Here is a 24,393-nt window from a genome sequence, read left to right on the forward strand (position 1 = left end):
CGCGGCTCGCCTACCCCTCAGCCTTGCTCCTGCTGGGGGCGGGGGGCAAGAAGAACATGGCGACGGAGGCGAGGAAGCACAGGGCGGCTGCGGTGAACCAGGCGATCATGTAGCTGCCGTAGCTCTCCCGGAGCAGGCCGGCGGCGAAGGCTCCCGCCCCGGCGCCGATCATGTGGGCGGCGAAGACCCAGCCGAAGACCGGGGTGGCGAGCCGCGGGCCGAAGTAGGTGCGGCACAGGGCGACGGTGGGTGGCACGGTCGCGACCCAGTCCAGGCCGTAGAAGATGATGAAGATCCACAGTGGTGGTTCCGCGGAGGGTCCGAGGACGGTGTGCACGGTCAGCAGTGAGACCCCGCGCATGCTGTAGTAGCCGACCAGCAGGACCCACGGGCTGACCCGGTCGGTCAGCCAGCCGGAGGCGATGGTGCCGATGACGTCGAAGATGCCGATGAGGGCCAGCATGCCGGCGGCGGTGCCGGCGGGCATTCCGTGGTCGTGGGTGGCGGGCAGGAAGTGGGTCTGCACCAGGCCGTTGGTGGTCCAGCCGCAGACGGCGAAGGTGAGCGCCAGGATCCAGAAGGCGCGGTGGCGTATGGCTTCTCGTAGTACCCCGAAGGTCTCCAGGGCGGCGTTCTTGCGCCTGGCGGCCGGTTCCGTACCGGCGTGCTGCGCGGGGGGTGCGGTTTGGTCGCTGCCGTGCGGGGTGATGCCGACGGAGGCCGGGCTGTCGGCGAACGGCCAGAACAGCAGCGGGATGATTGCCAGGGCGAAGGCGGCGACAAGGAGTGACGCCGTGCGCCAGCCGTGTCGTTCGGCCATGTTGACGATGACGGGCAGGAAGGCCAGTTGTCCGCAGGCGCCGGCGGCCGAGAAGATGCCCATCACCAGGCCGCGGCGGTGGGTGAACCAGCGGTTGGCGACCACCGCGCCGAAGACGAGCGCCAGTGCTCCCGCGCCCACACCGACGAACCCGCCCCACAGCACCCAGAGTTGCCAGAGGCTGCCCATGACCGTCGTCAGTCCGCTGCCTGCGGCGATGAGGAGCAGCGCTGCGGCGGCGACCCTGCTTGGCCGGAACCGCTCCAGCAGGACAGCGGCGAAGGGCGCCACCACGCCGTAGATGATGAGGTTGGCCGTCACCGCTCCGGACACCTGGGCACGGCCCCAGCCGAACTCCGTCTCGATCGGTTCGAAAAGGGCTCCGGTCGTGGAGCGGAACACTTCCGCCGAGACCAGGGCCAGTACGGTCACTGCCGCCACGAGCCAGGCGCGGTGCAGGCGGAGGCCGGACCGGGGGAGAAGGCTTCCGGGTGTGCGGGGCATCGATTTCTCCGAAGGCGTCGGTGCTTGTTTTCGTTACGTCTGCAGGGTGCGTGCGTGCTGCGAGCCCGGACTCAGTCCGTCCGCGGCCTCCCGTGGGGCGGTGCGCCGGGGTTCCGGCCGGGTGCGGGGAGGTCGAGGGGCGCTTTTCACGTTCGGCTCTTGCGGGCTGTGTCCGGAACGCGGGGCTGGACGAGGAGTGGCTGGTTCGCGGTGCCGAGCGTCCCGGAAGGGTCGTAGAGGTCGGCCTGGGTGGTGCCGATGCCGTCGCCGGAGAGGGAGGTGCGGGCGTCCAGCAGGGTCCACTCGCTGTGGGGGTGGCGGTGGAGGTTGAGGTGGAGGGCGGTGGGCACGTAGAGGAATTCGTCCAGGGGTAGTTCGCTGGAGAGTCCGTTGGCGGAGTCGGCGACCACGGCCAGGCGCTGCAGCGGGGTGATGGCCTCGTCCGCGACGACCGGGATCTTCACGCGGGTCCAGACGGCTGCGGGGCCGGGCTGTCCGCTGCTGCCGGTCACGGGCCGCCAGTCAGTCGCGTCGGGGTAGTGCCAGGGTTGCGGGAAGCCGGGAAACGCCGGTTCGGGTACCGGGTCGGGGATGGCGGGCAGCGGCGTCGCCCGGTGTTCGACCCTCTTGTCGGCGCCCGTGCTCGTGGCCATCGACCAGCATCGGGCCTCGGCCACCACCCGGCCGCCGATCGTCAGGGTGGCCGCGTCAAGCCGGATCCGGCGGCCGGGGCGCAGGGTGCGGACGGTGACCTCTCCCGTCGTGCGGGGGATGGCTCCGTGGAAGTCGATCTGCGCGGCCGTGATCCGGCTGTGGCCGTGCAGGGTTCGCTCGATCTCGCCGAGCAGCAGCGCGGAGGGCGGGCCGCCGTGCTGGAGGGACTGGTCCCAGGGGCTCTCGGTGGCGGGCGTCGGCGTGAACGTGGTGGGCCCGGTGCGGTGGTAGAAGGACTCGCTCATAATCCCGTGACGATACAGCTCTGTCTCGCCACCGTGCGATACAGACTGGTATCGTAAGTCTCATGACTGGTACACGGGACGCCCGCGAGCGGGTTCTGAACGCGGCGACTTCCCTGTTCTACGAGAACGGGATCACCGCGACCGGTGTCGACGTGATCTCGGAGCACGCGGGTGTGGGGAAGATGTCTCTGTACCGGCACTTCACCAGTAAGGACGACCTCGTCGTCGCCGTCCTGAAGTCCCAGGACCAGTTCCACCTGGACTTCCTGCTGCCCGAGACCACCGACCAGGGGCCGAGGCAGCAGGTGGCCGCCATGTTCGACCGGATCGCCCATGCGGCCACCGGCGGCGGCTTCAACGGCTGCCCGTTCCTGCGTGCCGGCCTGGAGCTGCCGACGGACCACCCCGGGCGCCGCGTCGTACGCGAGCACAAGGCCCGGTTTCGGGCCCGGCTTCGCACGCTGATGGAAGCGCTCGGGGTGGCGGACGCCGCCGCCCTGGCGTGGCAGCTGGCGACGCTCGCCGACGGAGCCGCCGTCGAGAGCGTCGTACAGAACAGCGGCACACCCGCCCGCGCCGCCCGCACCCTGGCGATGCTCGCCATCGACTCGGCGACACAGCAGCCGGACCCCTGACGCGGTCAGGGGTCCGGCCCGGTCCGCCCGCTCGCGAACCGTCGCGCTGGGCGCCGCACAGAGCACCCCGCGCAGGCACGACCAGCACGCACACGAGGCGATATGTCATCCAAGACCACGACCATGCCCACATTCGCCCCCGCTGTGGGCGGCCCGGCCACCTGCCGTGGCGAAACCCTTGAACCCGGGCGGTGGTCCCAGGCGCGTGCGGCCCTGTGCGACTCCGGATCGGTGGGCCTTGGCCTGGTGCCGCTCGGTCTCGCCTTCGGCGTGCTGATCACCCACTCCGGGCTGCCCTGGTGGAGCGCGACCCTGTTCACCGTCCTCGTCTACGCGGGCTCCTTCGAGTTCCTGCTCGTGGGCCTGGTGACGGCAACCACGCCGCTGGCGGCGATCGCGCTGAGCGCCTTCCTGGTCAACTTCCGGCACGTGTTCTACGCGCTCTCCTACCCGATGCACCGCCTCCGCGGCCGTGCCGCCAAGGCGTACGGCACCTACGCGCTCAGCGACGAGGCATACGCGCTGACCGCCGGGGCCCACGCCCAGTCCTGGCCGAGTGCGCGCATCCTCTACCTGCAGATGTTCCTGCAGATGTACTGGATCGGCGGCGCGACGGCCGGAGCCCTTCTGGGCTCCCTGGTGCCCGCCGGCGTCAGCGGCATGGAGTTCGCCATGACGGCGCTGTTCACCGTGCTGGCACTCGATTCCGTCCGTGACCGCCGGGGCGACCTGCCCACCCCGCTGCTGGCCCTGCTCAGCGCACTGGCGGCCCGGCTGGTCTTCCCCGGCCAGATGCTCCTCGCCGCCTTCGCGCTGTTCACCGCCGCGCTCCTGGCCCAGTACCTCCTGAGCAAGAAGGAGCCCTCCCGTGCCTGATACGACCTACCTGCTACTGGCCGCCGCCATCTCCGGCGCCGTCACCTGGGCGCTGCGCGCACTGCCGTTCGCCGCGCTGGCCCCGCTGCGCGAAAGCCGGACCGTCCAGTACCTGGGCGCCCGCATGCCGGCCGGAATCATGATCATCCTGTTCGTGTACTGCCTGCGCGACCTGCGGCCCACCGAGCTGAACTCGCTCGCCCCGCTCGCGGCCGTGGCCGTCGTTATCGGCCTGCACCTGTGGCGCCGCAGTGCCGTGATGAGCATCCTCGGCGGCACCGCCGTCTACGTGACCCTGACCAGCACCCTCTTCGCGTGATGAAGCCCGCCAGCCGGTCAGGCGCTGTCGAGGTTCGGCAGCGGAACCGCGTGCTGGGCGCCTTCGGTCAGAACCATCGCGAGCAGGCCGGGGAAGCGCTGGTTGAGCTCCTCCTTGCGCAGCGTGTTGATGCGGCGGTTGCCCTCGTCGTGCTGGCGGATCACGCCCGCCTCCCGCAGCACGCGGAAGTGGCGGGTCAGCACGGAAGGGGTCACGTCGCGGTAGAACCCGCTGCAGGCCAGACCGGGACGCGAGGAGAGCGTGAGGACGATGCCGAGCCTGATGGGGTCGGTCAGCGCACTCATGATCCTGATCAGGTCGAAGTCCTCGACGTCGGGATGGGTGAGCGGGGACGCGGTACGGCTGGCCATGCCGTCCAGGATACCGCCCGCCCCACCCATGTACGCATCAACGCGAACATGGGATACAGTGGTCACATAGCGGGGCAATCCGCCCCACTCTTTGCCTCTCGCGCGAAGCGAAGCACCCTCTTGACCTAGATGTACGCATCAGGGCGTAGATCCTGATGTTGTCGGGGTGGCGCGGAGACGGGATGGCAGGGAGCTGAGGAACACCGAGAAGGGATGACCGACATGGCGAACGTTTTCGTCCTCAACGGCCACGCGCAGCACCAGATCTCCCCCGGCAAGCTGAACCAGGCGTTCACCGAGCGGGCCGAAGCCTTCTTCAAGGACCAGGGCCACGAGGTGCGGACGACGTACGTGGAGCAGCCCTTCGAGATCGAGGCCGAGATCGCCAAGCTGAAGTGGGCCGACATCGTCTTCCTGCAGGCGCCGGTGAACTGGATGGGCGTCTCCTGGGCCATGAAGAAGTACATCGACGAGATCTGGACCGTCGGCATGATGGGCGAACTCTCCGGCGGCGACGGACGCACCGCCGAGGAGCCCAAGAAGAACTACGGCCTCGCCCCGATGCTGAACGGCACGTACATGCTGTCCCTGACGGGCAACGCGCCGAAGGAAGCCTTCAACGATCCGCAGGAGAAGTTCTTCGACGGCCTCAGCGAGGACGAACTCATGCTCCCCCTCCACCTGAACTTCAAGTGGATCGGCCTCAAGCCGCTGCCGACGTTCATGGCCTACGACGTGCTGAAGAACCCGGACGTCGAGAGCGACTTCCAGCGGTTCGACGCCCACCTGGCCAAGCACTTCTGACGCAGACCGCAACCGTGTGAAGCCTTCCGGAACCTCGGGACTTCCCCTTGGACGGCTGTTCCTCCGAAGGCTTCACACTCCCACCTGGCCTGAGCCCGCTCCCCGCAGGGCGCCCGCCGCACGTCGGCTTCGCTGCCGGCAGGAGGTCCGTCGGCACAGGAAGGGGAGGGCCACCACGCAGACACACGCATCGTAGAAGGGGCGCTGAACTCCGTGACCAGCACCACGCACACCCGCGCGGCCGGCCTGTTCGAGCCGGTGCGGCTGGGGGCGATCGAGCTTGCGAACCGCGTCGTGATGGCGCCGCTGACCCGTATGCGCTCCGGCCCCGCCGGCGTTCCGGGCGACCTGTTGGTCGAGCACTACCGACAGCGGGCGAGCGCCGGGCTGATCATCGCCGAGGGCACCTATCCCAGCCACGAGTCGCAGACGTACATGGGCCAGCCCGGCATCGTCACCGCCGAGCAGACGGCCGGCTGGCGGAACGTCGCGGACGCCGTGCACGAGCGCGGCGGGCACATCGTGCTCCAGCTCATGCACGGCGGTCGCACCTCCCACCCGGGGATCAACGGCGGCCGACGCGTCCTGGCCCCCAGCGCGATCCCCCTTCACGGCACAGCACACACCCCGAACGGCAAGCAGCCCTTCCCGGTACCGGAAGCGATGAGCCCCGCCCAGGCCGAGGCGGTCATGGACGACTTCGTCACCGCGGCCTGGCAGGCCGTCGACGTCAGGCTTGCCGACCTCGACGGGGTGGAGATCCACGCCGCCAACGGCTTCCTGCTGCACCAGTTCCTCTCCCCGGCCGCCAACCAGCGCACCGACGCCTACGGCGGCTCACCCCAGAACCGGGCCCGCTTCGTCGCCGAGGTGGTCACCGCCGTCGCGAACACCATCGACGCGGACCGGGTCGGCCTGCGCATCTCACCGGAACACAACATCCAGGACGCCCACGAGACCGACCGGGACGACGTCCTGGCCACCTACGGCAGCCTCCTGGACCAGCTGCGCCCACTGAACCTGGCCTATCTGTCCATACTCCACCACGAGCCGGCCGGAGACCTCGTCCAGGAACTGCGACAGCGCTTCGGCGGCAAAGTGATCCTCAACACCGGCTTCACGTCCGCCACTTCCCGCAAAGACGCCGTCCGGCTCATGGAGAGCGCCGATGCTGTGGCCGTCGGCCGCGCCATCATCGCCAACCCCGACCTCGTCGAACGCTGGCAGGGCGGACACCCGGAGAACCCGGTACGCCAGGAACTCTTCTATATGGGCGGTCACGAGGGCTACACCGACTACCCCTTCCTCACACCGTGCTTGCGTCGATCCCTCGGGTGAATGAGCCAGGTCCTGGCCGTCCTCACTGATGAGGATGAACGGCGGCCGTTCACGGCGACGGGGCATGAACCGGTCGAGCCAGGTACGCGGTTCGATCCCTTCGGGCCGCATGTTGGCGGTGTCGAGCGCGTGTAGCTGCTCCGTGCTCAGCAGGTCGGCGAAGTTGTACGGGAAGTAAGCGGAAACCCACACCTGCAACCGGCCCTGCTCGATGACGCCGCCCTGGCCCGCGAGCACAACGTCGGCCGCGGCGCCGTACGCACCGCCGTCGACGACCTCCTGCCGGAGCACGTCATCGCGGCCAAGAAGACGCCGGCGCCGGAGCTGCCGGTCACCCTCGACATGCCTGGCAAGGTGGCCGACTTCCTCCGGAGCGCCGAGCTGGACGACGTCGAGCGGGCCGCGCGCGGCCAGGGCTACACCCTGCGCGTCACCGCCGCCCCGGCCGTACACCACCGACTCCTCGCCCGCTGCCAGCCGCTCGACGGCGGCCACTGTCTCTCCCCAGTCCCGGCCCAGCGCAAGGCCCGCCGTGAGTACGAGAACAGGGTCAGCACGCTCACACCCGGACCATGATCACCGGCTTAGCGTTAACCGCTGTACCGATGTTCCCCGAGGCCGGGCATCAGCCGTCGCGGTCGTAGCGCAGTTCTGTGCAAACCCGGAGACGGCCGCCGCCAGCGGGATGGTCTTCGCCTTCAGCCGGGGCGGGTGTGCTGCCGGCTCGGCGCTGTGGTGCCGAGTGGATGGCCGTACCGGCAGGCCGAAGGCGGCGGTGTAGCCGACGGCGGTGGTTGCCGCGCTGCTGGCTGCCGTCGCTGTTGAGCGAGACCGCCTACGGCGCCATCGCTGTGGTCAACCCTGCTGATGACTGCAAGGCGGGAGCGGTGACTATCCCAGCGACGTCCACATCCAAGGACGCGGTCCTCCCTGACCCTGAAGGCACGCAAGGCGGTACATTGCCTGCTCGTGGATTGCCGGTCGATCGTCGGCGGCCTGGAAGGCCGAGGACGTCATTCGCAACTCACGAATAGCTCGCATGATCGGGTACCCGTCCCAGCCCCTCACGTCGTATCCGTAGGCCGAGCAGTACCTTTCGTAGGCGTCATGGGAGAGGTTCCCCAGGGTGTCGACGCCTACGGCCGTGGAGGTCAGGTCCCACTCGGGGCGGCCGAGTGAGGTGCGTTCGAAGTCGAGCAGAATCGCTTGGCCCTGATTGGTGACGGCGCAGTTCCCAGCCCAGGCATCTCCATGGATCACGCTCTGCGGGCGGCCCTGGGGGAGTTGGTCCCACGCGGCCCGAAGGTCGGCGAGGAGGCTGAGGAGCCAGGCTTGATCGCTTTCGGCGAGGCTGCGAGCGTTGGCCAGCCGTTCCTCGACGCGAATGAACGGGTCCATGACGCCGAGGGGCAGGTCCTCCGGGGCGGGGAGATCGTGCAGTCTCCGCAGAAGCGGCGCCAGGTCGGCGCCCGACCCCGAGCGGTGCGGGGGAAGCTCCTTCCAGAACGTCGTCGGGCGTCCATGCGCCACGACGGGCTGCTGAACATCTAGCGGTTGTACGGCCGGTACGCCCTGGCCTGCGAGCCACCTCGTCACAGCGACTTCTCGCGCAGCGGCCTGCTCCTGGCCAACACGAGCCACCCGGGCCACGACGCCATACGGGAGACGCCACAGATCGTTCTCCGAGAAGCGGATGACTTCGGCGCCGTCGGCAGGCAGGCCAACCGCCGCTGCCGCCGTCTCCAGAACGGCTCGTGAGGCTTCGGTGCGCGTGGTGGTCATGCCAGGACGTTAATCCGAATCCGCTCGCGTAGCTCCGCGATCTGGCCGCCCCTGCGTCGGGAAGCCAGGCAGTCCAGGTCGTGAACGTCCTCGGCAGCGCGACGGGAGCGCAGGCGTCCGACTTCGTCGAGTGCCCGGTGGGCCAGGTCGACGGCCTCGTCCGGGTTGCCCGTGGCCATCGTGAGCGAGGCGAGTTTCGTCCGGCTGATGGCCCGGGACCGCGCGTAGGCGTCGGCGTGCCCGTTGATCGCGATCTCAAAGCGGCGTGCCGCCGGGCGGGGGGAGTGGCCGGTGAGGAGCGCCAGGTCGTAGAGCGAGTGACCGGTGTCGCCATGGTGTTGCGCCGACTCGTAGTACGCCATCCACGGCACGTCTTCGCCTTGCTTGGCCCGCGCGAAGATCTCGTCGGAACGCCCGACGGAGCGCAGCGTTTCCTGAACGCGCCCCATCTTCCCGAGCGCCCGTGCCCGCGCGTTGTGCAGCATGGCTTGCTCACGTGGGGTGAGTCGGTCGGCTCTGACGAGTCCGCTCTCGGCATGGGTGAGTCCGGTGTCAGGGTTGCCGACCCAGATCTCCTGTCGGGCACGCCAGTTCAGCGAGGTGGCGCGAAGGTGCCAGTCGTCACCTTCCTCGGCGCAGTCGGTTGCGAAGCGGAGGAGCAGGCGGGCTTGGTCGTGCTCGTACGCGTCGAAAGCTGCCGCGCCCAGGACCGTGGCGAGCCGTCCGACAGCACTGAACAGGTCGGGTCTCAGCTCGGCCGGACACCTTGCTTCCAGCAGTCCTCGGGCCCAGTGGAACTGCCCGAGCGACGTGGCCCGTACGACGCCCGCACCACCGAAGAGGTTGTCCCACCCGGCGAGCGTGGCGGCGGCGACGCGCACCTGTTCCACGTCGTCCGGCCGTACGGCAGCGGGTGCGGCGACCGTGTCGGTGATCGGGACCAGCCCTTCGGTGGCCAAGGCGGCGATGCCGGTGGCGGTAAGGGCGGCAAAGCGGCGTCGTTCCACGGGGCTCCGTTCGCTCGGGAGCGGGTCCATTCTGAGCATGCCCGGCCCAGGGGTGGAGGCGTCCGGACCGGACGGGGCTGACCGGGCTGTGTCCGCATCAGTCCGCTTCTCCTCCTCCTGCTCGACGCGTCGCCAGAGACGGTGAAGGGCTCCGCCGGCGTCCAGTGCTTCGTCCAACGCAGCCGCAAGAGCCATGCTGCACGACCGGGTCGCCTTCTCGATCTTCACGATCGAAGAGCCGCTGAGGTGCACTTTCTCACCGAGGGCGTCGGCCGACAGCCCACGTACCCTCCGCCAGTTCCGAAGCTCCTTGCCGAACCAGGCAGCCAGGGAGGCTGCATCGTCCAGACGTTTCGGAGGCTGTGGCATGGCGTCTCCTTCGACACCTGATGCGGACTGGGACGACCCGGATGGCGCTGTCCACATCGCGAGCGGATTCCTGAGTGGAGGAGTCGGCCAGGAGCGGCTCCTCCCGAGTTCTTCCCTACCCCAACAGGGATACCAGTCGCAGCAGTTCAGGAACACGTAGTGCGCAGCCCGGTACCCGTGACGGTACCGGGCCGGTTTCCGTGGTCAGGACGGAGGGCTCAGGGGCGGGGCCGTCCGACATCGAGCGCCGCTGTGAAGGCAGTCCAGGCGGCGCGAGACATGGAGATGGGCGGGCGCTCCGGATCCTTGGAGTCGCGCACCTGTACGCGTTCGGCACCGAGTGCGCACTCCACGCACTCGCCCTGCGGTTCATTGCTGTAGCTGCTCTTTACCCACGTGAGCTGGGAGTCTTGCACGGCGTTCCTCGCTATGTGTGACGTTGCAGGTGCGTCTTGCGGGCCTCGGCGATCATCTGCGCCGATTTCCTCGCGTCAAGTGCCTCCTGACGGAGGAAGCTGAAGGTGTTGCTGTACTTCTCACGAGCGGCCTCGGCTTCGAGGAACAGGCTCCCGGCTTGGTTCTCCAGGAAGACCACATCCAGCTCCGGATCTGCGCCGCCGTAGACGACAAACGTGTTGAGGGCGGCACTGTACGAGCCGCGGTCGAAGGGCAGCACCTGGATGGTGATGTTCGGTTCACGTCCGCGTTCCAGCAGGTGGTCGAGCTGCGCTGCCATGACCTCCGGACTGCCGGTGCTGCGGCGGAGTACAGCTTCGTCGAGCACGACGTGGAACGCCGGTGGCGAGGCCCGGTCGAGCACCTCGGCAGGCCGCTGCATGCGAATGGAGAGGAAGTCCTCCACTTCGCTCTGAGGCAGTGCTCCCTCGGGCGTGGGAGCGATGGAGCGCGCGTAATCGAGCGTCTGGAGCAGTCCAGGTACGACGCCGAGCGAGAAGTGGCTGATTCGCGCGGCCTCGTACTCCAAGGACAGCAGGAGCAACATTTGATCGCTGAGCTGGTCGGCGTACGGAACCCACCAGCCGTGCGTGTCCTGGCTGGACTTGGTGAGTGCCACCAGGTCCTCACGCATGCTGTCCGGCGCCTTGCTGGCCCGGCAGAGCTGGTCGACGACAGGCCACTTGATGGTCCCTTTGCCGCGTTCGTAGCGACTCACGGTCGCTTTCGAGACTCCGGCCAGCTCACCTGCCTGCTCAGTGGAGAGTCCCTGGCGCTCGCGCAGTGCGCGAAGGCGGATACCGACCAGGCGCTTTCGAGTAGTGGGTCCTCCAGGCAGCTCGTCTGCCACGGGCGCTGTCGGCATATCGCTCAAGGTGCCCCCTTCCGCTGGGCCAGTGCGGCCACAAGAAAGTTACATGGCGCCCTGTCGCTTCGTGCGGCCGTACCAGCGCCAGCTTGGCTCCATGCGGACACATCCACTGTGAGTGTTACACGGTGAGTGGATCCCTGCCCATACTCCAAACCTGCCGCCACGACGACCAGTTGGCCCTAACCCAGCACTTGGCGGGCAAGCGGCGTAGCTGACTGCGAGGCAGGGCGAGACGGAAGGCGAGGAGCACATGAACCCCACGCGCACCCCGCGGGTGACGGTCTTGAACACTCCGCGAGCAGCCGCCTGGGGGATAGGGGCGGTTTCGGGCACGGAGTGGATGGACCGCGAGTACGAGTTCCAGCAGATGTTCCACCCCCGCAGCGTGGGGGTGCGGCCGGACCCGGGCCGCTGCTTGATGATGCGGCGACGTGCGAACCTGAGACAGCAGCTCGCGATGCTGCGGGCCAAGGGCCGGATGCCGCGGGTGTGCCTGTACGCGCTCACCACGAATCCCGAGGCCCAGCCGCCCGCGCGGTCCCTGGAGGAGGCGCGCGCCTTCGCGGTGCGGGAGGGCTGGCAGGTCGGCGCCGAGCAGATCTACATCGACCACACCGGACCCACCCACCCGGAACTCCGGCCGGGCTGGGCGGCGGTCCAGCGGCAGTTCCAGTCCGGCTTCGCCGACGGCGTCGTCGCACTCACCCAGGCCGCCATCACTCCGCACCACGACGAGTACGACCAGCAACTTCGCTGGTGCGCCGACCGGTACGTCTTCATCGCTCTGGTGCACCCCGAGTCCGCGGCGGTACGGCCGTGACGGCGGCGGCCCCGGCGGACCACGGCCTCGACGTCCTTCCCGTACGGGCGGAGGAGGTCTGGGACGACGTGACGCTGCGGTTCACGCGCACCCCGCTCAGGCCCGGCCAGGCCGTGCTTCCCGAGGATGCCGTCTGGGTCGAGCGCTTCCGTCGCATCGGCGCCGCCAAGGCGCGGCAGTGGAACATGCCGGGCCTGATCGGCGACCTCCAGGTGCTGGTCAGCGAGCTGGTCACCAACGCCCTCCAGCACGGAACCGGAAGCCAAGTGGCCATCCGGTACGTCGTCGCGGACGGCCGGGTGCTGGTCGCGGTGGACGACGGGTCCCCCGGCGCGGCACAGGTACGGCAGGCCGGCGAGGAGGACGAGACGGGCCGCGGGATGTTCCTGGTCGACGCGCTGGCCACCACCTGGGGCGTCAGCGAGGACGGCACCACCACCTGGTTCTCCCTCACCGACGAAGGGGGGAGCAGGTGAACGGCATCGAGGACTCCCTGTCCCTAACCGTCCTGAGCGAGAAGGAGCTGGCGGCCGACCGCTTCCCCGGCCAGCCCGTCCGCCTCCTGGTCTACGCCGCCTTCGCAGAAGAGGACCGCGAGGACGAGCCTGCCCGGGTGGAGATCCGGATGAGGCCGGACCGCCTGGTCGAGCTGGCACGGCAGGTGCGGGCGGCGCAGACCGCCATGGCCGTCGCCGAGCGCCGACGCGCGGAGTCGGAGGCGGTCCAGGAGGAGCGAGAGCATGCCGCTCAGGTGGCGCTGTGCTCCTCAGAATTGACCGACACCGGCACGCTCAAGCGCGTGCTGGCCGCACTCGACGATGAGGAATCCGGCACGCCCATAGAAGCCTGATCGGAAAGTAGGAGCCCCCCCCAAATCTCCGTCCCACGCACGGCGTTCGACGGACGGCGGGGAGAGGGAACCCCTCCCATTCCGCTATTGCGATACGTGGGAAGTGCCTCTGAACCCTCTCCCCGCCACGCACAAGATGCGACTCGACGCATCGGATCAATACGAGAAGACGAGGTGACATGGCGCGGAAGCGCTACCGGGTCGGTGGAACGGTCAGCAGCACCAACAAGGGCTCCAAGGCATTCAACGAGACCGTATTCGCGGATTCCCCGAAGGCTGCGGAGAACCTCGCGAAGACCAGAATCAAAAAGCGGTATCCCGATGGCTATATCACCATCGGGGTCGTCACACAGCAAGACTGAGAAGTAGGAGGAGCCGTGCGCTCGAACGTTGCCTCTGTTCTGCGTCGTTGGCGGCGCATACCTCACCCGATGACTTCCTTGTGCGAGGCGGACACGGACGCCTTCAACCGCCGCGTTCGGCACCTCACCACCCGTGTCGCCCTGGAAGGCGCCCTTCCGCAACCACCTTTCGTGGTGTCGGGATCGCCGAGGGGAGGCGATCGGCGATGACCAGCGCCCTCGATGCCACCGCTCCGCACTGGCGCGAACCGCTGAGCACGGACCACTTCTTCCACCTCCTCGGCAAGAGCCACCTGACCCAGGATTCCCGAGCGCCGGAAGGGCTGATCACCGCGTGCGCACGCGTGCCCCTGGCCGTGTGCCTGGCGGCGGCGGGACCGGCGGGGCTCTCGGAGGCGTCCGTGGCTTCGGCCGCCGCCGCGCTCGCCCGCCATGCCCGCCACGCCTGTACGACCGATGGAAGGACCACCTCGATGTCCCCCGCCCTCAACGCCAGCTACGACGATCTTCCGCCCGGGGCCGCGCGCACGTACCGGCTGTTGGGGGCCGGGGAGCAGGCCGTCATTGACGTGAACAGCACGGCCGCCGCGTGCGCGCTGGAGTTGGAGGACGCCGCCGCGCATCTGCGCTCGCTGGCCGCAGTTCGGCTGCTGGAGGAGCGCCATGACCGGCCCTGGGCCGGGGTCTTCTTCCGGTTCCCCGACGAGGCCCGCGAGCACGCGCGGCAGCGGGCCGTCGAGGAAGAGACCGAAGCGGCGGTCGAGGAGGCCGTACGGCGGTGGCTGGACTGGTTCTTGCTGACGTGCACCCGCGCGGAACGGATCATCACCCCCGCGCACCGCATCCTGGACCGCAACGTTAGGTACGAGCCCGCGCATCAGCCGCCCTTCCAGGACGAGGACGGCGCCATGGCGTGGCTGGAGGTCCACCAGCCCGACCTGGAAGCAGCCGTACGCGCGGCGGAGGAACGGGACTGGGACACGCTGGAGTGGCAACTTGTCCACAGTGCCTGGCCCCTTTTCCACAGACTGCGTCCGCTGGAGCTGTGGGTGGACCTGCACCAGCGCGGCCTGGAAGCCGCCCGCCGCACCGGGCACCGCCCGGCACAGCGCGAGATGCTCACCACCCTCGTGATCGGCCTGCGCGGCCTGGACCGGAACCCCGAGGCGATCGAAGCCGCCGCGGAGGCGCTGCAGCTCGCCCGCGAGGACGGAGATGCCCGCTCGGAGTCCCAGGCGCTCCACGAGACCGGCGTGGCCCACCACGCCCAGCACGAGGGCGCGAAGGCGGTTGCCGCCCTGGCCGAGGCCATCGCCATCCGCGAGCGCATCGGCTACGAGCGGGGCGTCGGCCTCTCCCGCACCATCCTCGGCCTCGTCCACCTGGAGGCCGACCGCATCCCCGAGGCCATCAAGCAGCTCACGCTCGCCCAGGCGGAGCTGGAGTTGTGCCGCGACCGGTTCGACGCGGCGCGGGCGGCGGCCTGGCTGGGCCGCGCCCGCGCACGGGCCGGCGAGTTCGTGAAGGCGACCGACCTGCTCACCGGCGCCCTCCGCGACTTCCGCGCACTCGGCTCCGCGCCCTGGGAGGCCCGCGTCCTGCACCTGCTCGGCCTGTCCGCCGAGGAACAGCAGCAGCTCGACCGCGCCCTCCAGCTCTACGCCCAGGCCCTCGCCCTCGCCGACAGCGCCGCCCCGCAGGAAGTCGAGCACTACCGCGAGGCCCTGGCCCGGGTCACCGACGCCCGGAACAAGGAGGAGACACCATGACCCCCTCCGCAGCGGCCTTCGCGCTCAGGGGACAGCGCGGTCCCCTGTTCGCGAAGCACCCGCTCACCGGCCGGTCTGTCCGCGTGCCCTACGTCGCCATGTGGGACAGCGAGAAGGCGGTCGCCGAGGCGATGCTCGCGGTCGAGATCGCGCCTGCGCCCAGGCTGGCCTATCAGGGGCGGAGGCTTCCGGGGGACCGTGACGGGTTCGGGGCGCTGTGGGCCCGGTGCTCCTCCTCGCCCGGTGCCGGCGAGCCCGCCTTCGCGTGCATGCATCCGGGGCGGCAGTACGAGTGCATGTACGCGATGAAGTGCCAGGTCTGCCGCGCCCCAGCGGACCGCAACGCGGACGGCTGGCTCTTCCTCGACTGGCGCCACGAGCTGGACCCGCCGACGTGGCCGGAAGGCGCGCTGACCGCGATGCCCCCGCTGTGCGCGCAGCACGCTCGGCTGTCCATGGGCGTGTGCCCCAAGAAGGGCGAGTTCACCGCGCTGCGGGTAAAGGCGCCCCGGCTGTGGGGAGTGGGCGGGGTCAGCTACCGCCTCACCACCGACGGATGGCGGCTCAACCAGGGCGAGAACGACCTCTGGCTGCCCAAGGACGACCCGGGACTGGGCTCGATGCTCGTCTCGAAACTGATCCGCGAGCTGACCAAGGTCACCCCCGTCGACCCCCGCGATCTGTCTACGCCGACCGCGTAGCGCCGGTTCCGCGCCCGGTCCCTTAGGCCGCTGCCGTCCCTGCAACTCCAGCGCCCGCCCCCACCCAGATTCCATGCGCTCTCTCCAGTCCCGGCATCCCGGGCACGCCGCACCACCACGACCGACCGAAGGAGTACACGTGATGCACAAGGACACCGACTGGGCGAACCCTCCCCGCCGACGTCACGGCTGTCTGGCCCTGATCCGCAACGAAGAAGGTCAAGTGCTGCTGGTGAAGCCCAACTACAAGCCGGGCTGGCAGCTCCCCGGCGGGGGCGCACTCGCCGATGAGGACCTTTTGAAGGCGTGCGTGCGCGAAGTCGCGGAGGAGACCGGCCTGCCGATCTCGCCCACCGTCGTCCTCGCCAACGACTACGTGAGCGCCACCCCCGAATCCGCCGAAGGCTTCAACGTCGTCTTCGACGGTGGCGTGATCCCCTCCGAAACGCCCATCCAGATCCAGACGGAGGAGCTGGAGGGCCACCGGTGGGTCGGGCTCGACGATCTCGACAACTACGCCAGGCCGCAGCAGGCCGCACGCATCCGGCAGGCCCACTCCGCCGCCACAAGCACTGGGGGCATCCCCTACCTGCGCCGCGGTGAGCTCGCGGGCTGAGATCACTTCGCCCGGCCGCCGACTCGGCGGCCGGGCAACGTGCCGCCCCCTCCTGCCCGTGATCCGTTCTGCCCCGCCGAGGGGTGCCGGTGACGGGCCCTGGTGACGAAGGGCCCTCGGCGCGTTGAGCGCACCCGCCCCCGATCAACCGCAGCACGGGCCAGGTCCCCGCGCGCTGATGTGAATCCGAACAAGGGAGAGTCCCCCATGACCGTGGAAACTTCCGGGCGCCGCCCGCTGCCGTTACTCACGACAGCTCAGCGCGGCAGCCTGAAGCCGGACATCGCCGATCCCGTCGAGTACCGCAAGTCGGGCCTGTCCCTCAATCACGTGGTGGGGTGCCCGCTGGACTGCGGGTACTGCATCCGTCACATCGAGCGCTACAGCAACTTCGAGATGAAGACGCCGCGTGCCCTGATGTCGGACGAGGAGGCGGTGGAGGCCCTCGTCCAGCACCGGTACTTCCGCGCGCACGTCACCCCGGTTCAGCTCTTCAACAAGGCCACGGACCCGATGCTCCAGGCGGTCAAGCCGCACACGTTCAACACCCTGCGACTGCTCGACGACCGGGGGCTGACCAACCACGTGCTGGTGATCACCCGGTGGCGGGTCGACCCGGAGGACTGCGAGGTCCTCAACCGCCTGTCGAACATCAAACTGACCGTCCTGGTCACCCACTCCGGCATCGACCACCCCGGCATCGAGCCCGTCGACTCCCGCATCGCGGCCTCCAGCCTCACGACGCTCCACGCGCACGCCGAGAACTACCGCACGGTGCTCTACTGGCGCCCCATCGTGCCCGGCCTCAACGACACCGACCGGCACCTGGCCCGCGCCAAGGAACTGTCCGCGCACGCGCACGCGACCGTGTTCACCGGCCTGTTCTTCCGCGACGAGATCGCCGCGTACTACGCGGCCAACAACCTGCCCCAGCCCTACACGGCCACCGCCCGCCGCAAGATCATGCCCGAGGAGACCGAGACCCACATCCTGGACCTCTTCCGCCGCCCCGCCGACTCCCATCAGCCGTGGGGGCCCCTGTTCCGCAAGACCTCGTGCGCCGTCTCCTACGCCCACGGCCTCGCCGACTACAACGGGCACTACGGCATCCGCGAGCTGTGCGACATCTGCCCCAAGCAGCAGATCCAACGGTGCGCCAAGGGATGGAAGAAGCCCGAGCTGGAGCAGGCCACCGCGACGGCCCGTGCCCTGGGCGCGACCGGGCCCGTTGACGTCACCGACCGCGCCATCATGGTCGAGGGCCTGGACGAGCCGCCCCGCTACTTCCTGCAGCACACCACCGGCTACCAGGTCCACGCCCGCGAACACCCTCACCACCACCGCCGTCACGGCCGTGCGGACATCGGCTGGAACGGCGAGACGGGAACCACCTCGTGAAGCCTGCCGACTGGCACCGCCCGCTGTACGTGATCGACGTGGAGGGCAACGGAGCCAACCCTCCCGACCTCGTCGAGGTCGCCGCGATCCCCCTCGACGAGGGCCGGGCACGCCCCGAGCGGGCGCGCACGTGGCTGATCCAGCCGCCGACGCCGATCCCGGCCTGCATCACCCGCATCCACGGCATCACCAACACCATGCTCGAAGACGCCCCCTCCTGGGAGCAGAGCAGCGGCGAGGTGCGCGAGCTGCTGGACGGCGCGTGGATTGCCGCCCACCACGCGAGCGTCGAGTACAACGCGCTCACCCGGCACCTGCCCGACTGGCAGCCCGAGGGAGTCCTCGACACCCTCCGCCTGGCCAAGGACGCCGACCCCGGGCAGCGCGGCTACGGCCTGGACGCGTTGCTCGAACGGACCGGCATCGACCTGAGCGGGGTGACCGGGCAACGCCACCGCGCGGCCTTCGACGCCCACGCGACCGCCCTGCTCCTGCTCCACCTCGCCGAGCGCTACCCGGCCTGGGACGCCCTCGTCGCCGCTGCCGTACCGCCGCGGATGCCCGGCGCCCCCGCCCCGGCACCCCCGCCCACCATCGAGGAGACGCTGTGGTGACCCGTATCGCCGTCGCCGGAACACATTCCACCGGCAAGACCACTCTCTTAGACCGCCTGGAGACGAAGCTGCGGGCCACCGGACTGACCGTGGCCCGGCCACCGGGCAGCTTCGCCGTCCGCGCCGCCGAACTCGGCTTCCCCAAGCTCCAGCAGCAGAGCCCCGAATGCGCCGAGTGGATCATCGCCTCCTCGACCGCCGCCGTCGCCGAGGCGACTCTGCACGCGGACGTCGTCCTGATGGACCGCTCCGCGATCGACCCGATGGCCTACTACCTGGCCGCCCTGGAACACTCCGACCACGAACCGGACCCCGCAGTCGTGGAACGGCTCAGCGCGCTGGTCGCCGCACACACTGCCGCCTACGACGGACTGCTCGCCACCGTCCTCGACCCCGCCATCCCCCTCGGCCCACACCGCGACCGTGACCTGGAGTACCGCGCCGCCGTCGACCGCTACGTCCACGACATCCTCCGCAACCTGCGCATCCCCCACCAGTGGATCACCGGACCGGACGACGAACCGGCCGTCCTCGACGCACTCGTCACCTTGACCACCGGCCTGGTCACCTCATGATGCGCGAGGCCGAAACGCTCACCCTCGCGGGCAAGACCGTCCCCCGACTCGGATTCGGCACCATGCGCCTGACCGGCCCCGGAACCTGGGGCGACCCACCCGACACCCACCCCGCGATCCACCTGCTGCGCACCCTCGTCCACACCCACGGCATCACCCACCTGGACACCGCCGACGCCTACGGCCCCCACACCGTCGAACACCTCATCCGCCGCGCCCTGTGGCCGTACCCCGAGAACCTGCTGATCGCCACGAAGGTCGGCATGGTCCGCCCCGCCCCCAACACCTGGCTGCCCCTGGGACGGCCCGAGTTTCTACGCGCCACCGTGGAACAGTCCCTGCGCCGCCTCAACCTCGAACGCCTTGACCTGTGCTACCTCCACCGCGTCGACCCCACCGTCCCGTTCGAGGACCAGGTCGGCACCCTCGCCGAACTCCAGCAGGAAGGAAAGATCGCCCACGTCGGCCTCTCCAAGGTCACCCCGGAACAGATCGACCTCGCCCACGCTCTCGTCCCCGTCGCGGCCGTGCAGAACAAGCTCAGCATGGCCGTACCGGGCGACACCCCCACCGTTGAGCACTGCCGGGAACGAGGCATCCCCTACGTCCCCTACGCCCCACTCGGCTCCGGCTCCCTCGCCACGAACGGCCAAGCCGCCAAGGCCCTGCGCTGGCTGCTGGACCTGGGAGAGCACACCGCCCCCATCCCCGGCACCAGCTCCCTCCCGCACCTCGAAGAACTGCTTCGCACAGCGGACCGCTGATGCCCAAGCTCCGTCGCCCGCATCCCATCGAACCCGTGCAGGGGGACGCCTGAGGGACCCGGAGCTGGCGGCATCGTTGAAGCGCCGTGCCAACAGGGACCAGAAGGCCCGAACCCAGCCCAAGCGTAGGGGGCAGTCGCAGTCACAAGCCGCGCGCTCCCGGCGTGCGGGAACGGGCGGCTTGATGGCTTTCCGGCGGCGTAGGCGTGAGGGCGTGACGCGTGCTCTGCGGGTCAGCAGTCGCCGACGGCCCACCACGGCACGATGACGTCCCAGCGGGACCAGCCGGTGACGCCGGTGGAGTCGTTGGTGTGGAAGAGCCACTCCTCCCCGTTCACCACGCTGCGGCAGTGCACCGTGACGTCCTGGTTGCGGTATCCATAGCCGACCGTGGTCGCCCCCGTGTTCGGCTGGCTCCGGATCCGGCCGCCGTCCACGAGATAGCGCCCCGGCGCCGCCTGTGCCGCCCGCGGTTCGTGTGCCGAGGACGGCGCCGCCTGAGCTGTACCAGCCGAACCGACGGCCAGCGCTCCGGCGGTCAGGACTGTGGCCGCTGCGGCGACGATGCGCGCGTGTGTACGCATACGGGTTCCCCGTTTCTGTGAGTCGTCCCAGGGGGGGCACCACGGCGGTCAGGAACGCGAGCACACGTCCGCAACCGCCTCCACCGTTGTTCTCCCCCGTGACTTCAGTGGATCCGTCGGTACAGAGTCTCGCGTGGCCCTGAAACTGCGGGAAGAGATCCTCGATAGGGCTTCGTGCCCGACCGATAGCCATTCGCCTATCGCCGCGAGGATCACGCAGCGGCGTCCCCCCCCGTCCCGCCTGCGGTGCAGCGGTGCCCGTGTCGGTGTGCCTCTTCACGACGGGGCGAGCCGTGGTGGTTCGTTGTCGGTGAGGTGGACGGTGAGGTGGAGCTGCGAGTTCATGAGCGGTTGGCAGGTGATGAGGCGGATCTCGACCTTTTCACCGCCGTGGACGGGGAGGCAGAAGCGCCGCGGTCTGCTGTCTGGGAATTGCAGGGCCCGGTGGTCCTCCCACAGCTCCCGGGCTTCAGGGCTGCTCTCCAGCAGCTCCGCCTTCAGCCGGTGGGCTGGTTCGGAATCGTCGTAGTACACGAGGGCGAAGTGGAGCAGGCCGACGGCCGTGGTCGCCCAGTCGTCGTGCCAGTTGACGAGCTGCTCGCGTCCACGGGGGTCTAGGAAGACGAAGCGGATCAGGTTGGAGCCGACCTCGCTCATCCAGGGGAACCATTCCCACGCGGACTGGTTTGCGGTCAAGACGTCCCACCAGGGGGTGGCGATCACCGTGGGGCGGGGCTCCAACCCGTCGACGATGCTCTGCAGCGCAGGATCGACGCGGTAGTCGTCGCGCCGCTCGCCTGGAGGATGCAGGCCAAGGGCAAGGTGGAACAGCAGGATTCTCTCGCCCTCGTCCAGACGCAGGACATCAGCGAGCCGATGAAGGAAGTCGGAGGAGAATCGTCTCTGACGACCTGCCTCCAGTTCGGCGTACCAGTTTTTACTCACTCCGGTCAGGTCGGCAACGTCCTGCTGAGTCAGCCCGGACTTCAGACGTCGCCGCGTACCGTCCACTCCGGGCACACGCCTGTAATTCAGGCGCGCACGCCAAGCACGCAGGAATGCGCCTAGCTCACTGGAAACCGGATGGTTTGAACTGTGCTGTTGGTCACTCATGCCTAGCCACCTGATTTCCATTCGCCCTTCACGGCCGACTGCGCAGGCTGTCCGACGGCGCCGCGGAGCCCTCGTTTTCCCCGCACGTTCCGCGTAAGCGGCTATTTAAATCCGACCAGGTGGGCCGGGGGAGTGATGGCGAGTAGAGAGTAGCCCCACTCAGAGTGGGGCTACTCCGTGCGCATCATGGCGCTGCGAATCCCGCCCTCTGGGCGGCGGACGGCGTCATGCGCCATGAGTACGAGGGATGACCAGCCCATGTGGGAGCGATGTTTTTCGGGCCTCAAGCCCTCCCGTGCCGCACGTGCTGAGGAGCGCGTGCTGCGGCAGCGAATCAGGGAACGCGTGCGGGCTCTGGACCTCACGCCGCCGCTGGATATCGAGGAGGTGTGCGGGGCGATAGCACGACAGCGGGACCGGCCTATCGAACTGCGCCCTTACCCGCTGCCGGTGCCCGGCCCCTTCGGGCTGTGGGTGGAGACCCCCGCTGGGGACCTGATCGTCTTCCAGCAGCACACCAGCAAGGCCCACCAGGACCACATCGTGGTGCACGAGCTGAGTCACCTGCTGTCCGGTCACCCCGGGGTCAGCGTCGAGGAGATGTGGCGCCAGATGGTGCCTGTGCTGGGCATTGGGTCGGTCACCCGGGTGGTGCAGAGGTGCTGCTCCTACGACGAGGCGTACGAGCGCGAAGCCGAGTTGACCGCCACCCTCGTCGCGGAGCGGACCTCCACTCTCAACCACGTGTTGCCCCGCAGCGCCGGGGTCGACCCGACCGCGCGGCGGCTCCACGCAGTCCTCGGCGACTACGGACGGTGGATGTGACGGTTGTCGTGACCACCCTGTCCGGGTACCTCGTCCTCGCCCTCGTAGCGCCAACGCTGACCTTGAAGCTGCTTCAGCTTGCACGTGATCCGCACAATGATCCGCTACGCGCCATCACTCTGTGTCTGGCCTGCGTGGCGAGTTCTTACTTTGTCTCCAGATCTGCCGGTGCCCTCACTCGCGTCGGTCTGGAGCACCGGACCGCGGTGCTCCTCGATCACCTGCTGATGATGGCCTCCGGCTACTTCCTGCTGCGCTTCTACCTGACATCCGTCAACACCCCGGGCGCACGGCGCCGTGCCCGCTACGAAGGCGGGCTCCTCCTGGCTGCCGCCACGGCCCTCACAGTTCTCGTGGTCGGAAGCAACCATGTCCCTGCGGGCCCTTACGCCGCCGCCATCATGACCCCGCGAACCGCCACCTTCACCGAGGCCGCGACCCTATATCTGCTGTACACGCTGGTCGTCTCGCTTTGGTGGACCAGCGAGTACGCTCGCCGTTCGCCGCGTCCGTACGCGACCGGCCTGTGGCTGGTGGCAGGCGGGCTCGGCGCCTTGGCGCTTTCCTGCGTGCTACTGGCGACCGCGATCCTTCGGCGCGCGCTCGGCGGCAGCGCCGGCTGGCAGCCCGTCGTTCCTCTGGCGCAGGTGGCGGCCGTTCTCGCGGTCATCGCCGGGCTGGCCTGGCCCGCACTGGCCCTGCGGACTTCCGTCACCCACCTGTGGCGCAGCCACCGCCGTGACCTGCGCCGTTTGGAGCCGCTATGGCGGTTGCTCATCCAGGCATACCCCGACCTCCGTCTCGCCGCTTCACGCACCGAGGAGGGGGATGACCGCAGGTACGGCGTGTCCCTACGCTTCCATCGGCGCGTGTTTGAGTGCCGGGACGGGCTCGTCCGTATCAGCCCGCGCTTGGGCCCCGGCCTCCCCGCGGGTTCCCTCAAGGACGTCCCACCGACGGTCCTCGCACGGCACCTGCACCACGCGGTACGTAGCGGAGCCGCCCGTGACCCGGACCGCGTACCCGCCATCGCCCTGGCTCTGCCGCCTGGCCCGGCTCCGGAAGAAGACGTGCGGCTGCTCATTGAGCTGTCCGACGCGGTTCGCGACCTGGTGCCGGAGGACCGCTCCTGCTGAGCTTGGTACCACCGCATTGTGCCTGGACAATAGGGGAGCGAAAAGCTCTAGCCGAGCGAGCCCGGCTTCGGAGGCTTCGCGCGGGCCTCCTTCTCCTGAAGTTCATGAGCGACCTGACGGATGAAAGCCATCACGTCCGGGGCGAGTCCGCCGTCCCCCGCGCCGCGTGCGGCGATGGCGCCCAGCACGCCGCTCTTGACCGAGGCCAGAAGCCGTAGCCCTTCGACGACTTGGCGCACGACATCGGTATCGGACTCGAAGAACATCTTCGAGACGTCGAATACCGCCGCCAGGCCCTCCAGGACACCCGGCGGGGGATCGGTTCGCTCCCCGGTGCGCAGAGCGCGGATGTCATCCTCGGTCACGATCTCCGTGCCCGCGCTCTCGTTGACCGTCTGGGCCATCTCGCCGTCGGTGGGCGCCCGCTGGTCGCCCGGATAGGTGTGCTCCAGGAGATAGGTGATCTTCTCCGCGAGCGTGACCGGGACCGTTTCCTGCTCGGGCACCTCGCGTCCGAAGGAGCGTTCCTGGGCATCAAGGAGTCTCTGCGCTGTCACCCCGTAGGCGGCGGCGAGCGTTGCGGTATGGGTCTGGGCCAGCCGCTGCTCCCCGCGTTCGGCCGCGCCGATGATCCCGGTACGGCCGATGGCCTCGTCGGCCGCGTACTGCGTTAGCCCGGCATCGCACCGCAGGTCAGCCAGGTCCGGCGCCCCCTCGCGGGGGAAGAGCCGCTCCAGTGATGCCCCGAGAGTGCTGGCGACGGCGGGGAGCTTCTCCGGGTCGGGTCTGGACACCCCGCTCTCCCAGTTCGCTACCGCACCCCGCGTGGTCCCCAGCTGCTCGGCGAACGCCTTCTGCGTCAGGTCCCTGCTGCGCCGCTCGGCGCGCAGCTTGAGCCGGTCGAAGGCGCGTGCGGGCATGTAGGGATCTCCAGGTCGAGCGGCGGATTCTTGGAGGGAATGCTCCCCTTGCCGCATCTGGCGAAGGTGGCATAGCGTCAACCTACCTCAATCAAGCGGAACCCATGACTCCGAATTGAGCCGTGGGTGGTTGGCGTGTCTCCCGGAAGCAAAGGCGGATCATGTCCTGGACTCGGCTGGTCTCGTGGGACTCCTGGCCTTACGGCCCAGGCGAGCCCCTGCGTAGCCACGGCTG

General features: G+C 69.2%; 29 protein-coding genes. 19 read left to right on the forward strand and 10 right to left on the reverse strand.

Annotated features, from left to right (window positions below):
- Nucleotides 1-10 precede the first annotated feature (10 nt).
- Both ACGF3A_RS16665 and ACGF3A_RS16670 read right to left on the reverse strand, forming a co-directional pair.
- On the reverse strand, nt 11-1,324 hold the full coding sequence (locus tag ACGF3A_RS16665; RefSeq protein ID WP_393730264.1) for an MFS transporter: 1,314 nt from the start codon (nt 1,322-1,324) through the stop codon (nt 11-13).
- A gap of 146 nt (nt 1,325-1,470) precedes the next feature.
- Nucleotides 1,471-2,283: a thioesterase family protein gene (locus tag ACGF3A_RS16670; protein WP_393730266.1), complete on the reverse strand. Its 813-nt coding sequence runs from the start codon at nt 2,281-2,283 to the stop codon at nt 1,471-1,473.
- Between the two features lie 62 nt (nt 2,284-2,345).
- Between ACGF3A_RS16670 and ACGF3A_RS16675 the strand changes: the two genes are divergently transcribed.
- The 3 genes from ACGF3A_RS16675 to ACGF3A_RS16685 all read left to right on the forward strand — a co-directional run bounded on the left by ACGF3A_RS16675 (nt 2,346) and on the right by ACGF3A_RS16685 (nt 4,113).
- The gene (locus ACGF3A_RS16675) at nt 2,346-2,918 is read left to right on the forward strand and encodes a TetR/AcrR family transcriptional regulator (RefSeq protein ID WP_393730268.1); all 573 of its coding nucleotides are present in this window, start codon (nt 2,346-2,348) and stop codon (nt 2,916-2,918) included.
- 231 nt (nt 2,919-3,149) lie between these two features.
- Nucleotides 3,150-3,794 carry an AzlC family ABC transporter permease gene (locus tag ACGF3A_RS16680; RefSeq protein ID WP_393730270.1) on the forward strand — a complete coding sequence of 215 codons (645 nt, stop codon included), beginning with the start codon at nt 3,150-3,152 and terminating at the stop codon, nt 3,792-3,794.
- Nucleotides 3,787-4,113, forward strand: a complete 327-nt coding sequence (locus ACGF3A_RS16685) for a branched-chain amino acid transporter permease (RefSeq protein WP_393730271.1) — start codon at nt 3,787-3,789, stop codon at nt 4,111-4,113. Before ACGF3A_RS16680 ends, ACGF3A_RS16685 begins: the two co-directional genes overlap by 8 nt.
- A 17-nt stretch (nt 4,114-4,130) precedes the next feature.
- On the opposite strand, the gene ACGF3A_RS16690 is transcribed toward ACGF3A_RS16685, so the two are convergent.
- Nucleotides 4,131-4,484, reverse strand: a complete 354-nt coding sequence (locus tag ACGF3A_RS16690; protein WP_393730273.1) for an ArsR/SmtB family transcription factor — start codon at nt 4,482-4,484, stop codon at nt 4,131-4,133.
- A 222-nt stretch (nt 4,485-4,706) separates the two neighbouring features.
- Here ACGF3A_RS16690 and ACGF3A_RS16695 point away from each other — a divergent pair, with 222 nt between their 5' ends.
- The 3 genes from ACGF3A_RS16695 to ACGF3A_RS16705 all read left to right on the forward strand — a co-directional run bounded on the left by ACGF3A_RS16695 (nt 4,707) and on the right by ACGF3A_RS16705 (nt 7,202).
- Nucleotides 4,707-5,288 carry an NAD(P)H-dependent oxidoreductase gene (locus ACGF3A_RS16695; protein WP_393730275.1) on the forward strand — a complete coding sequence of 194 codons (582 nt, stop codon included), beginning with the start codon at nt 4,707-4,709 and terminating at the stop codon, nt 5,286-5,288.
- A gap of 213 nt (nt 5,289-5,501) precedes the next feature.
- Nucleotides 5,502-6,626, forward strand: a complete 1,125-nt coding sequence (locus ACGF3A_RS16700; RefSeq protein ID WP_393730277.1) for an alkene reductase — start codon at nt 5,502-5,504, stop codon at nt 6,624-6,626.
- Nucleotides 6,627-6,968: 342 nt separating this feature from the next.
- A complete protein-coding gene (locus ACGF3A_RS16705) occupies nt 6,969-7,202 on the forward strand; it encodes a hypothetical protein (protein WP_393730279.1) in 234 nt (77 codons plus the stop codon).
- Between the two features lie 315 nt (nt 7,203-7,517).
- On the opposite strand, the gene ACGF3A_RS16710 is transcribed toward ACGF3A_RS16705, so the two are convergent.
- From ACGF3A_RS16710 to ACGF3A_RS16725, 4 genes are all read right to left on the reverse strand, one after another.
- The gene (locus tag ACGF3A_RS16710) at nt 7,518-8,408 is read right to left on the reverse strand and encodes a phosphotransferase (protein WP_393730281.1); all 891 of its coding nucleotides are present in this window, start codon (nt 8,406-8,408) and stop codon (nt 7,518-7,520) included.
- Nucleotides 8,405-9,784, reverse strand: a complete 1,380-nt coding sequence (locus tag ACGF3A_RS16715; protein WP_393730283.1) for a helix-turn-helix domain-containing protein — start codon at nt 9,782-9,784, stop codon at nt 8,405-8,407. Before ACGF3A_RS16715 ends, ACGF3A_RS16710 begins: the two co-directional genes overlap by 4 nt.
- Nucleotides 9,785-10,002: 218 nt before the next feature.
- Entirely contained in the window at nt 10,003-10,200 is a 198-nt protein-coding gene (locus ACGF3A_RS16720; protein WP_393730285.1) for a DUF397 domain-containing protein, read from the reverse strand.
- 11 nt (nt 10,201-10,211) lie between these two features.
- Nucleotides 10,212-11,105 carry a helix-turn-helix domain-containing protein gene (locus tag ACGF3A_RS16725; RefSeq protein WP_393730724.1) on the reverse strand — a complete coding sequence of 298 codons (894 nt, stop codon included), beginning with the start codon at nt 11,103-11,105 and terminating at the stop codon, nt 10,212-10,214.
- Between the two features lie 346 nt (nt 11,106-11,451).
- Here ACGF3A_RS16725 and ACGF3A_RS16730 point away from each other — a divergent pair, with 346 nt between their 5' ends.
- From ACGF3A_RS16730 to ACGF3A_RS16780, 11 genes are all read left to right on the forward strand, one after another.
- Complete coding sequence (locus ACGF3A_RS16730; RefSeq protein WP_393730287.1) at nt 11,452-11,931, forward strand: hypothetical protein; 480 nt, start codon at nt 11,452-11,454, stop codon at nt 11,929-11,931.
- Nucleotides 11,928-12,407, forward strand: coding sequence for an ATP-binding protein (locus tag ACGF3A_RS16735; protein WP_393730289.1), 480 nt, complete (start codon nt 11,928-11,930; stop codon nt 12,405-12,407). The genes ACGF3A_RS16730 and ACGF3A_RS16735 overlap by 4 nt, the downstream gene beginning before the upstream one ends.
- Nucleotides 12,404-12,781, forward strand: coding sequence for a hypothetical protein (locus ACGF3A_RS16740; RefSeq protein ID WP_393730291.1), 378 nt, complete (start codon nt 12,404-12,406; stop codon nt 12,779-12,781). Before ACGF3A_RS16735 ends, ACGF3A_RS16740 begins: the two co-directional genes overlap by 4 nt.
- A gap of 179 nt (nt 12,782-12,960) precedes the next feature.
- The gene (locus ACGF3A_RS16745) at nt 12,961-13,143 is read left to right on the forward strand and encodes a hypothetical protein (RefSeq protein ID WP_393730292.1); all 183 of its coding nucleotides are present in this window, start codon (nt 12,961-12,963) and stop codon (nt 13,141-13,143) included.
- A 206-nt stretch (nt 13,144-13,349) separates the two neighbouring features.
- Entirely contained in the window at nt 13,350-14,912 is a 1,563-nt protein-coding gene (locus tag ACGF3A_RS16750; RefSeq protein WP_393730294.1) for a tetratricopeptide repeat protein, read from the forward strand.
- The gene (locus ACGF3A_RS16755; RefSeq protein WP_393730296.1) at nt 14,909-15,613 is read left to right on the forward strand and encodes a hypothetical protein; all 705 of its coding nucleotides are present in this window, start codon (nt 14,909-14,911) and stop codon (nt 15,611-15,613) included. The genes ACGF3A_RS16750 and ACGF3A_RS16755 overlap by 4 nt, the downstream gene beginning before the upstream one ends.
- A 142-nt stretch (nt 15,614-15,755) precedes the next feature.
- Nucleotides 15,756-16,229: an NUDIX domain-containing protein gene (locus tag ACGF3A_RS16760; RefSeq protein WP_393730298.1), complete on the forward strand. Its 474-nt coding sequence runs from the start codon at nt 15,756-15,758 to the stop codon at nt 16,227-16,229.
- 207 nt (nt 16,230-16,436) lie between these two features.
- Complete coding sequence (locus tag ACGF3A_RS16765) at nt 16,437-17,627, forward strand: radical SAM protein (protein ID WP_393730300.1); 1,191 nt, start codon at nt 16,437-16,439, stop codon at nt 17,625-17,627.
- Nucleotides 17,624-18,241 (forward strand): exonuclease domain-containing protein, encoded by a 618-nt coding sequence (locus tag ACGF3A_RS16770; RefSeq protein ID WP_393730302.1) that lies wholly within the window; start codon nt 17,624-17,626, stop codon nt 18,239-18,241. Before ACGF3A_RS16765 ends, ACGF3A_RS16770 begins: the two co-directional genes overlap by 4 nt.
- Nucleotides 18,235-18,816 (forward strand): AAA family ATPase, encoded by a 582-nt coding sequence (locus tag ACGF3A_RS16775; RefSeq protein ID WP_393730304.1) that lies wholly within the window; start codon nt 18,235-18,237, stop codon nt 18,814-18,816. The genes ACGF3A_RS16770 and ACGF3A_RS16775 overlap by 7 nt, the downstream gene beginning before the upstream one ends.
- Complete coding sequence (locus tag ACGF3A_RS16780) at nt 18,813-19,580, forward strand: aldo/keto reductase (protein ID WP_393730306.1); 768 nt, start codon at nt 18,813-18,815, stop codon at nt 19,578-19,580. Before ACGF3A_RS16775 ends, ACGF3A_RS16780 begins: the two co-directional genes overlap by 4 nt.
- Nucleotides 19,581-19,813: 233 nt before the next feature.
- On the opposite strand, the gene ACGF3A_RS16785 is transcribed toward ACGF3A_RS16780, so the two are convergent.
- Both ACGF3A_RS16785 and ACGF3A_RS16790 read right to left on the reverse strand, forming a co-directional pair.
- The gene (locus ACGF3A_RS16785) at nt 19,814-20,164 is read right to left on the reverse strand and encodes a hypothetical protein (RefSeq protein ID WP_393730308.1); all 351 of its coding nucleotides are present in this window, start codon (nt 20,162-20,164) and stop codon (nt 19,814-19,816) included.
- A gap of 276 nt (nt 20,165-20,440) precedes the next feature.
- On the reverse strand, nt 20,441-21,277 hold the full coding sequence (locus ACGF3A_RS16790) for a helix-turn-helix transcriptional regulator (protein WP_393730310.1): 837 nt from the start codon (nt 21,275-21,277) through the stop codon (nt 20,441-20,443).
- A 318-nt stretch (nt 21,278-21,595) separates the two neighbouring features.
- Between ACGF3A_RS16790 and ACGF3A_RS16795 the strand changes: the two genes are divergently transcribed.
- Entirely contained in the window at nt 21,596-22,102 is a 507-nt protein-coding gene (locus ACGF3A_RS16795; RefSeq protein ID WP_393730312.1) for a hypothetical protein, read from the forward strand.
- Between the two features lie 8 nt (nt 22,103-22,110).
- Nucleotides 22,111-23,238, forward strand: a complete 1,128-nt coding sequence (locus ACGF3A_RS16800) for an MAB_1171c family putative transporter (protein ID WP_393730314.1) — start codon at nt 22,111-22,113, stop codon at nt 23,236-23,238.
- A 47-nt stretch (nt 23,239-23,285) separates the two neighbouring features.
- Here ACGF3A_RS16800 and ACGF3A_RS16805 read toward each other — a convergent pair whose 3' ends face one another.
- Nucleotides 23,286-24,158: a helix-turn-helix transcriptional regulator gene (locus tag ACGF3A_RS16805; RefSeq protein ID WP_393730316.1), complete on the reverse strand. Its 873-nt coding sequence runs from the start codon at nt 24,156-24,158 to the stop codon at nt 23,286-23,288.
- Nucleotides 24,159-24,393 lie beyond the last annotated feature (235 nt).

It is taken from the genome of Streptomyces sp. NPDC048172 (assembly GCF_043202595.1).
In the GTDB taxonomy this organism is placed as follows: Bacteria; Actinomycetota; Actinomycetes; order Streptomycetales; family Streptomycetaceae; genus Streptomyces.

Bases quoted from the DNA above. Each gene is read 5' to 3' on its own strand.
- ACGF3A_RS16805 (WP_393730316.1), bottom strand. From the start codon at position 24,158: ATGCCCGCACGCGCCTTCGACCGGCTCAAGCTGCGCGCCGAGCGGCGC.
- ACGF3A_RS16695 (WP_393730275.1), top strand. From the start codon at position 4,707: ATGGCGAACGTTTTCGTCCTCAACGGCCACGCGCAGCACCAGATCTCC.
- ACGF3A_RS16785 (WP_393730308.1), bottom strand. From the start codon at position 20,164: ATGCGTACACACGCGCGCATCGTCGCCGCAGCGGCCACAGTCCTGACC.
- ACGF3A_RS16710 (WP_393730281.1), bottom strand. From the start codon at position 8,408: ATGACCACCACGCGCACCGAAGCCTCACGAGCCGTTCTGGAGACGGCG.
- ACGF3A_RS16760 (WP_393730298.1), top strand. From the start codon at position 15,756: ATGCACAAGGACACCGACTGGGCGAACCCTCCCCGCCGACGTCACGGC.
- ACGF3A_RS16745 (WP_393730292.1), top strand. From the start codon at position 12,961: ATGGCGCGGAAGCGCTACCGGGTCGGTGGAACGGTCAGCAGCACCAAC.
- ACGF3A_RS16755 (WP_393730296.1), top strand. From the start codon at position 14,909: ATGACCCCCTCCGCAGCGGCCTTCGCGCTCAGGGGACAGCGCGGTCCC.
- ACGF3A_RS16780 (WP_393730306.1), top strand. From the start codon at position 18,813: ATGATGCGCGAGGCCGAAACGCTCACCCTCGCGGGCAAGACCGTCCCC.
- ACGF3A_RS16665 (WP_393730264.1), bottom strand. From the start codon at position 1,324: ATGCCCCGCACACCCGGAAGCCTTCTCCCCCGGTCCGGCCTCCGCCTG.
- ACGF3A_RS16670 (WP_393730266.1), bottom strand. From the start codon at position 2,283: ATGAGCGAGTCCTTCTACCACCGCACCGGGCCCACCACGTTCACGCCG.
- ACGF3A_RS16725 (WP_393730724.1), bottom strand. From the start codon at position 11,105: ATGCCGACAGCGCCCGTGGCAGACGAGCTGCCTGGAGGACCCACTACT.
- ACGF3A_RS16730 (WP_393730287.1), top strand. From the start codon at position 11,452: ATGGACCGCGAGTACGAGTTCCAGCAGATGTTCCACCCCCGCAGCGTG.
- ACGF3A_RS16750 (WP_393730294.1), top strand. From the start codon at position 13,350: ATGACCAGCGCCCTCGATGCCACCGCTCCGCACTGGCGCGAACCGCTG.
- ACGF3A_RS16790 (WP_393730310.1), bottom strand. From the start codon at position 21,277: ATGAGTGACCAACAGCACAGTTCAAACCATCCGGTTTCCAGTGAGCTA.
- ACGF3A_RS16705 (WP_393730279.1), top strand. From the start codon at position 6,969: ATGCCTGGCAAGGTGGCCGACTTCCTCCGGAGCGCCGAGCTGGACGAC.
- ACGF3A_RS16690 (WP_393730273.1), bottom strand. From the start codon at position 4,484: ATGGCCAGCCGTACCGCGTCCCCGCTCACCCATCCCGACGTCGAGGAC.
- ACGF3A_RS16675 (WP_393730268.1), top strand. From the start codon at position 2,346: ATGACTGGTACACGGGACGCCCGCGAGCGGGTTCTGAACGCGGCGACT.
- ACGF3A_RS16765 (WP_393730300.1), top strand. From the start codon at position 16,437: ATGACCGTGGAAACTTCCGGGCGCCGCCCGCTGCCGTTACTCACGACA.
- ACGF3A_RS16715 (WP_393730283.1), bottom strand. From the start codon at position 9,784: ATGCCACAGCCTCCGAAACGTCTGGACGATGCAGCCTCCCTGGCTGCC.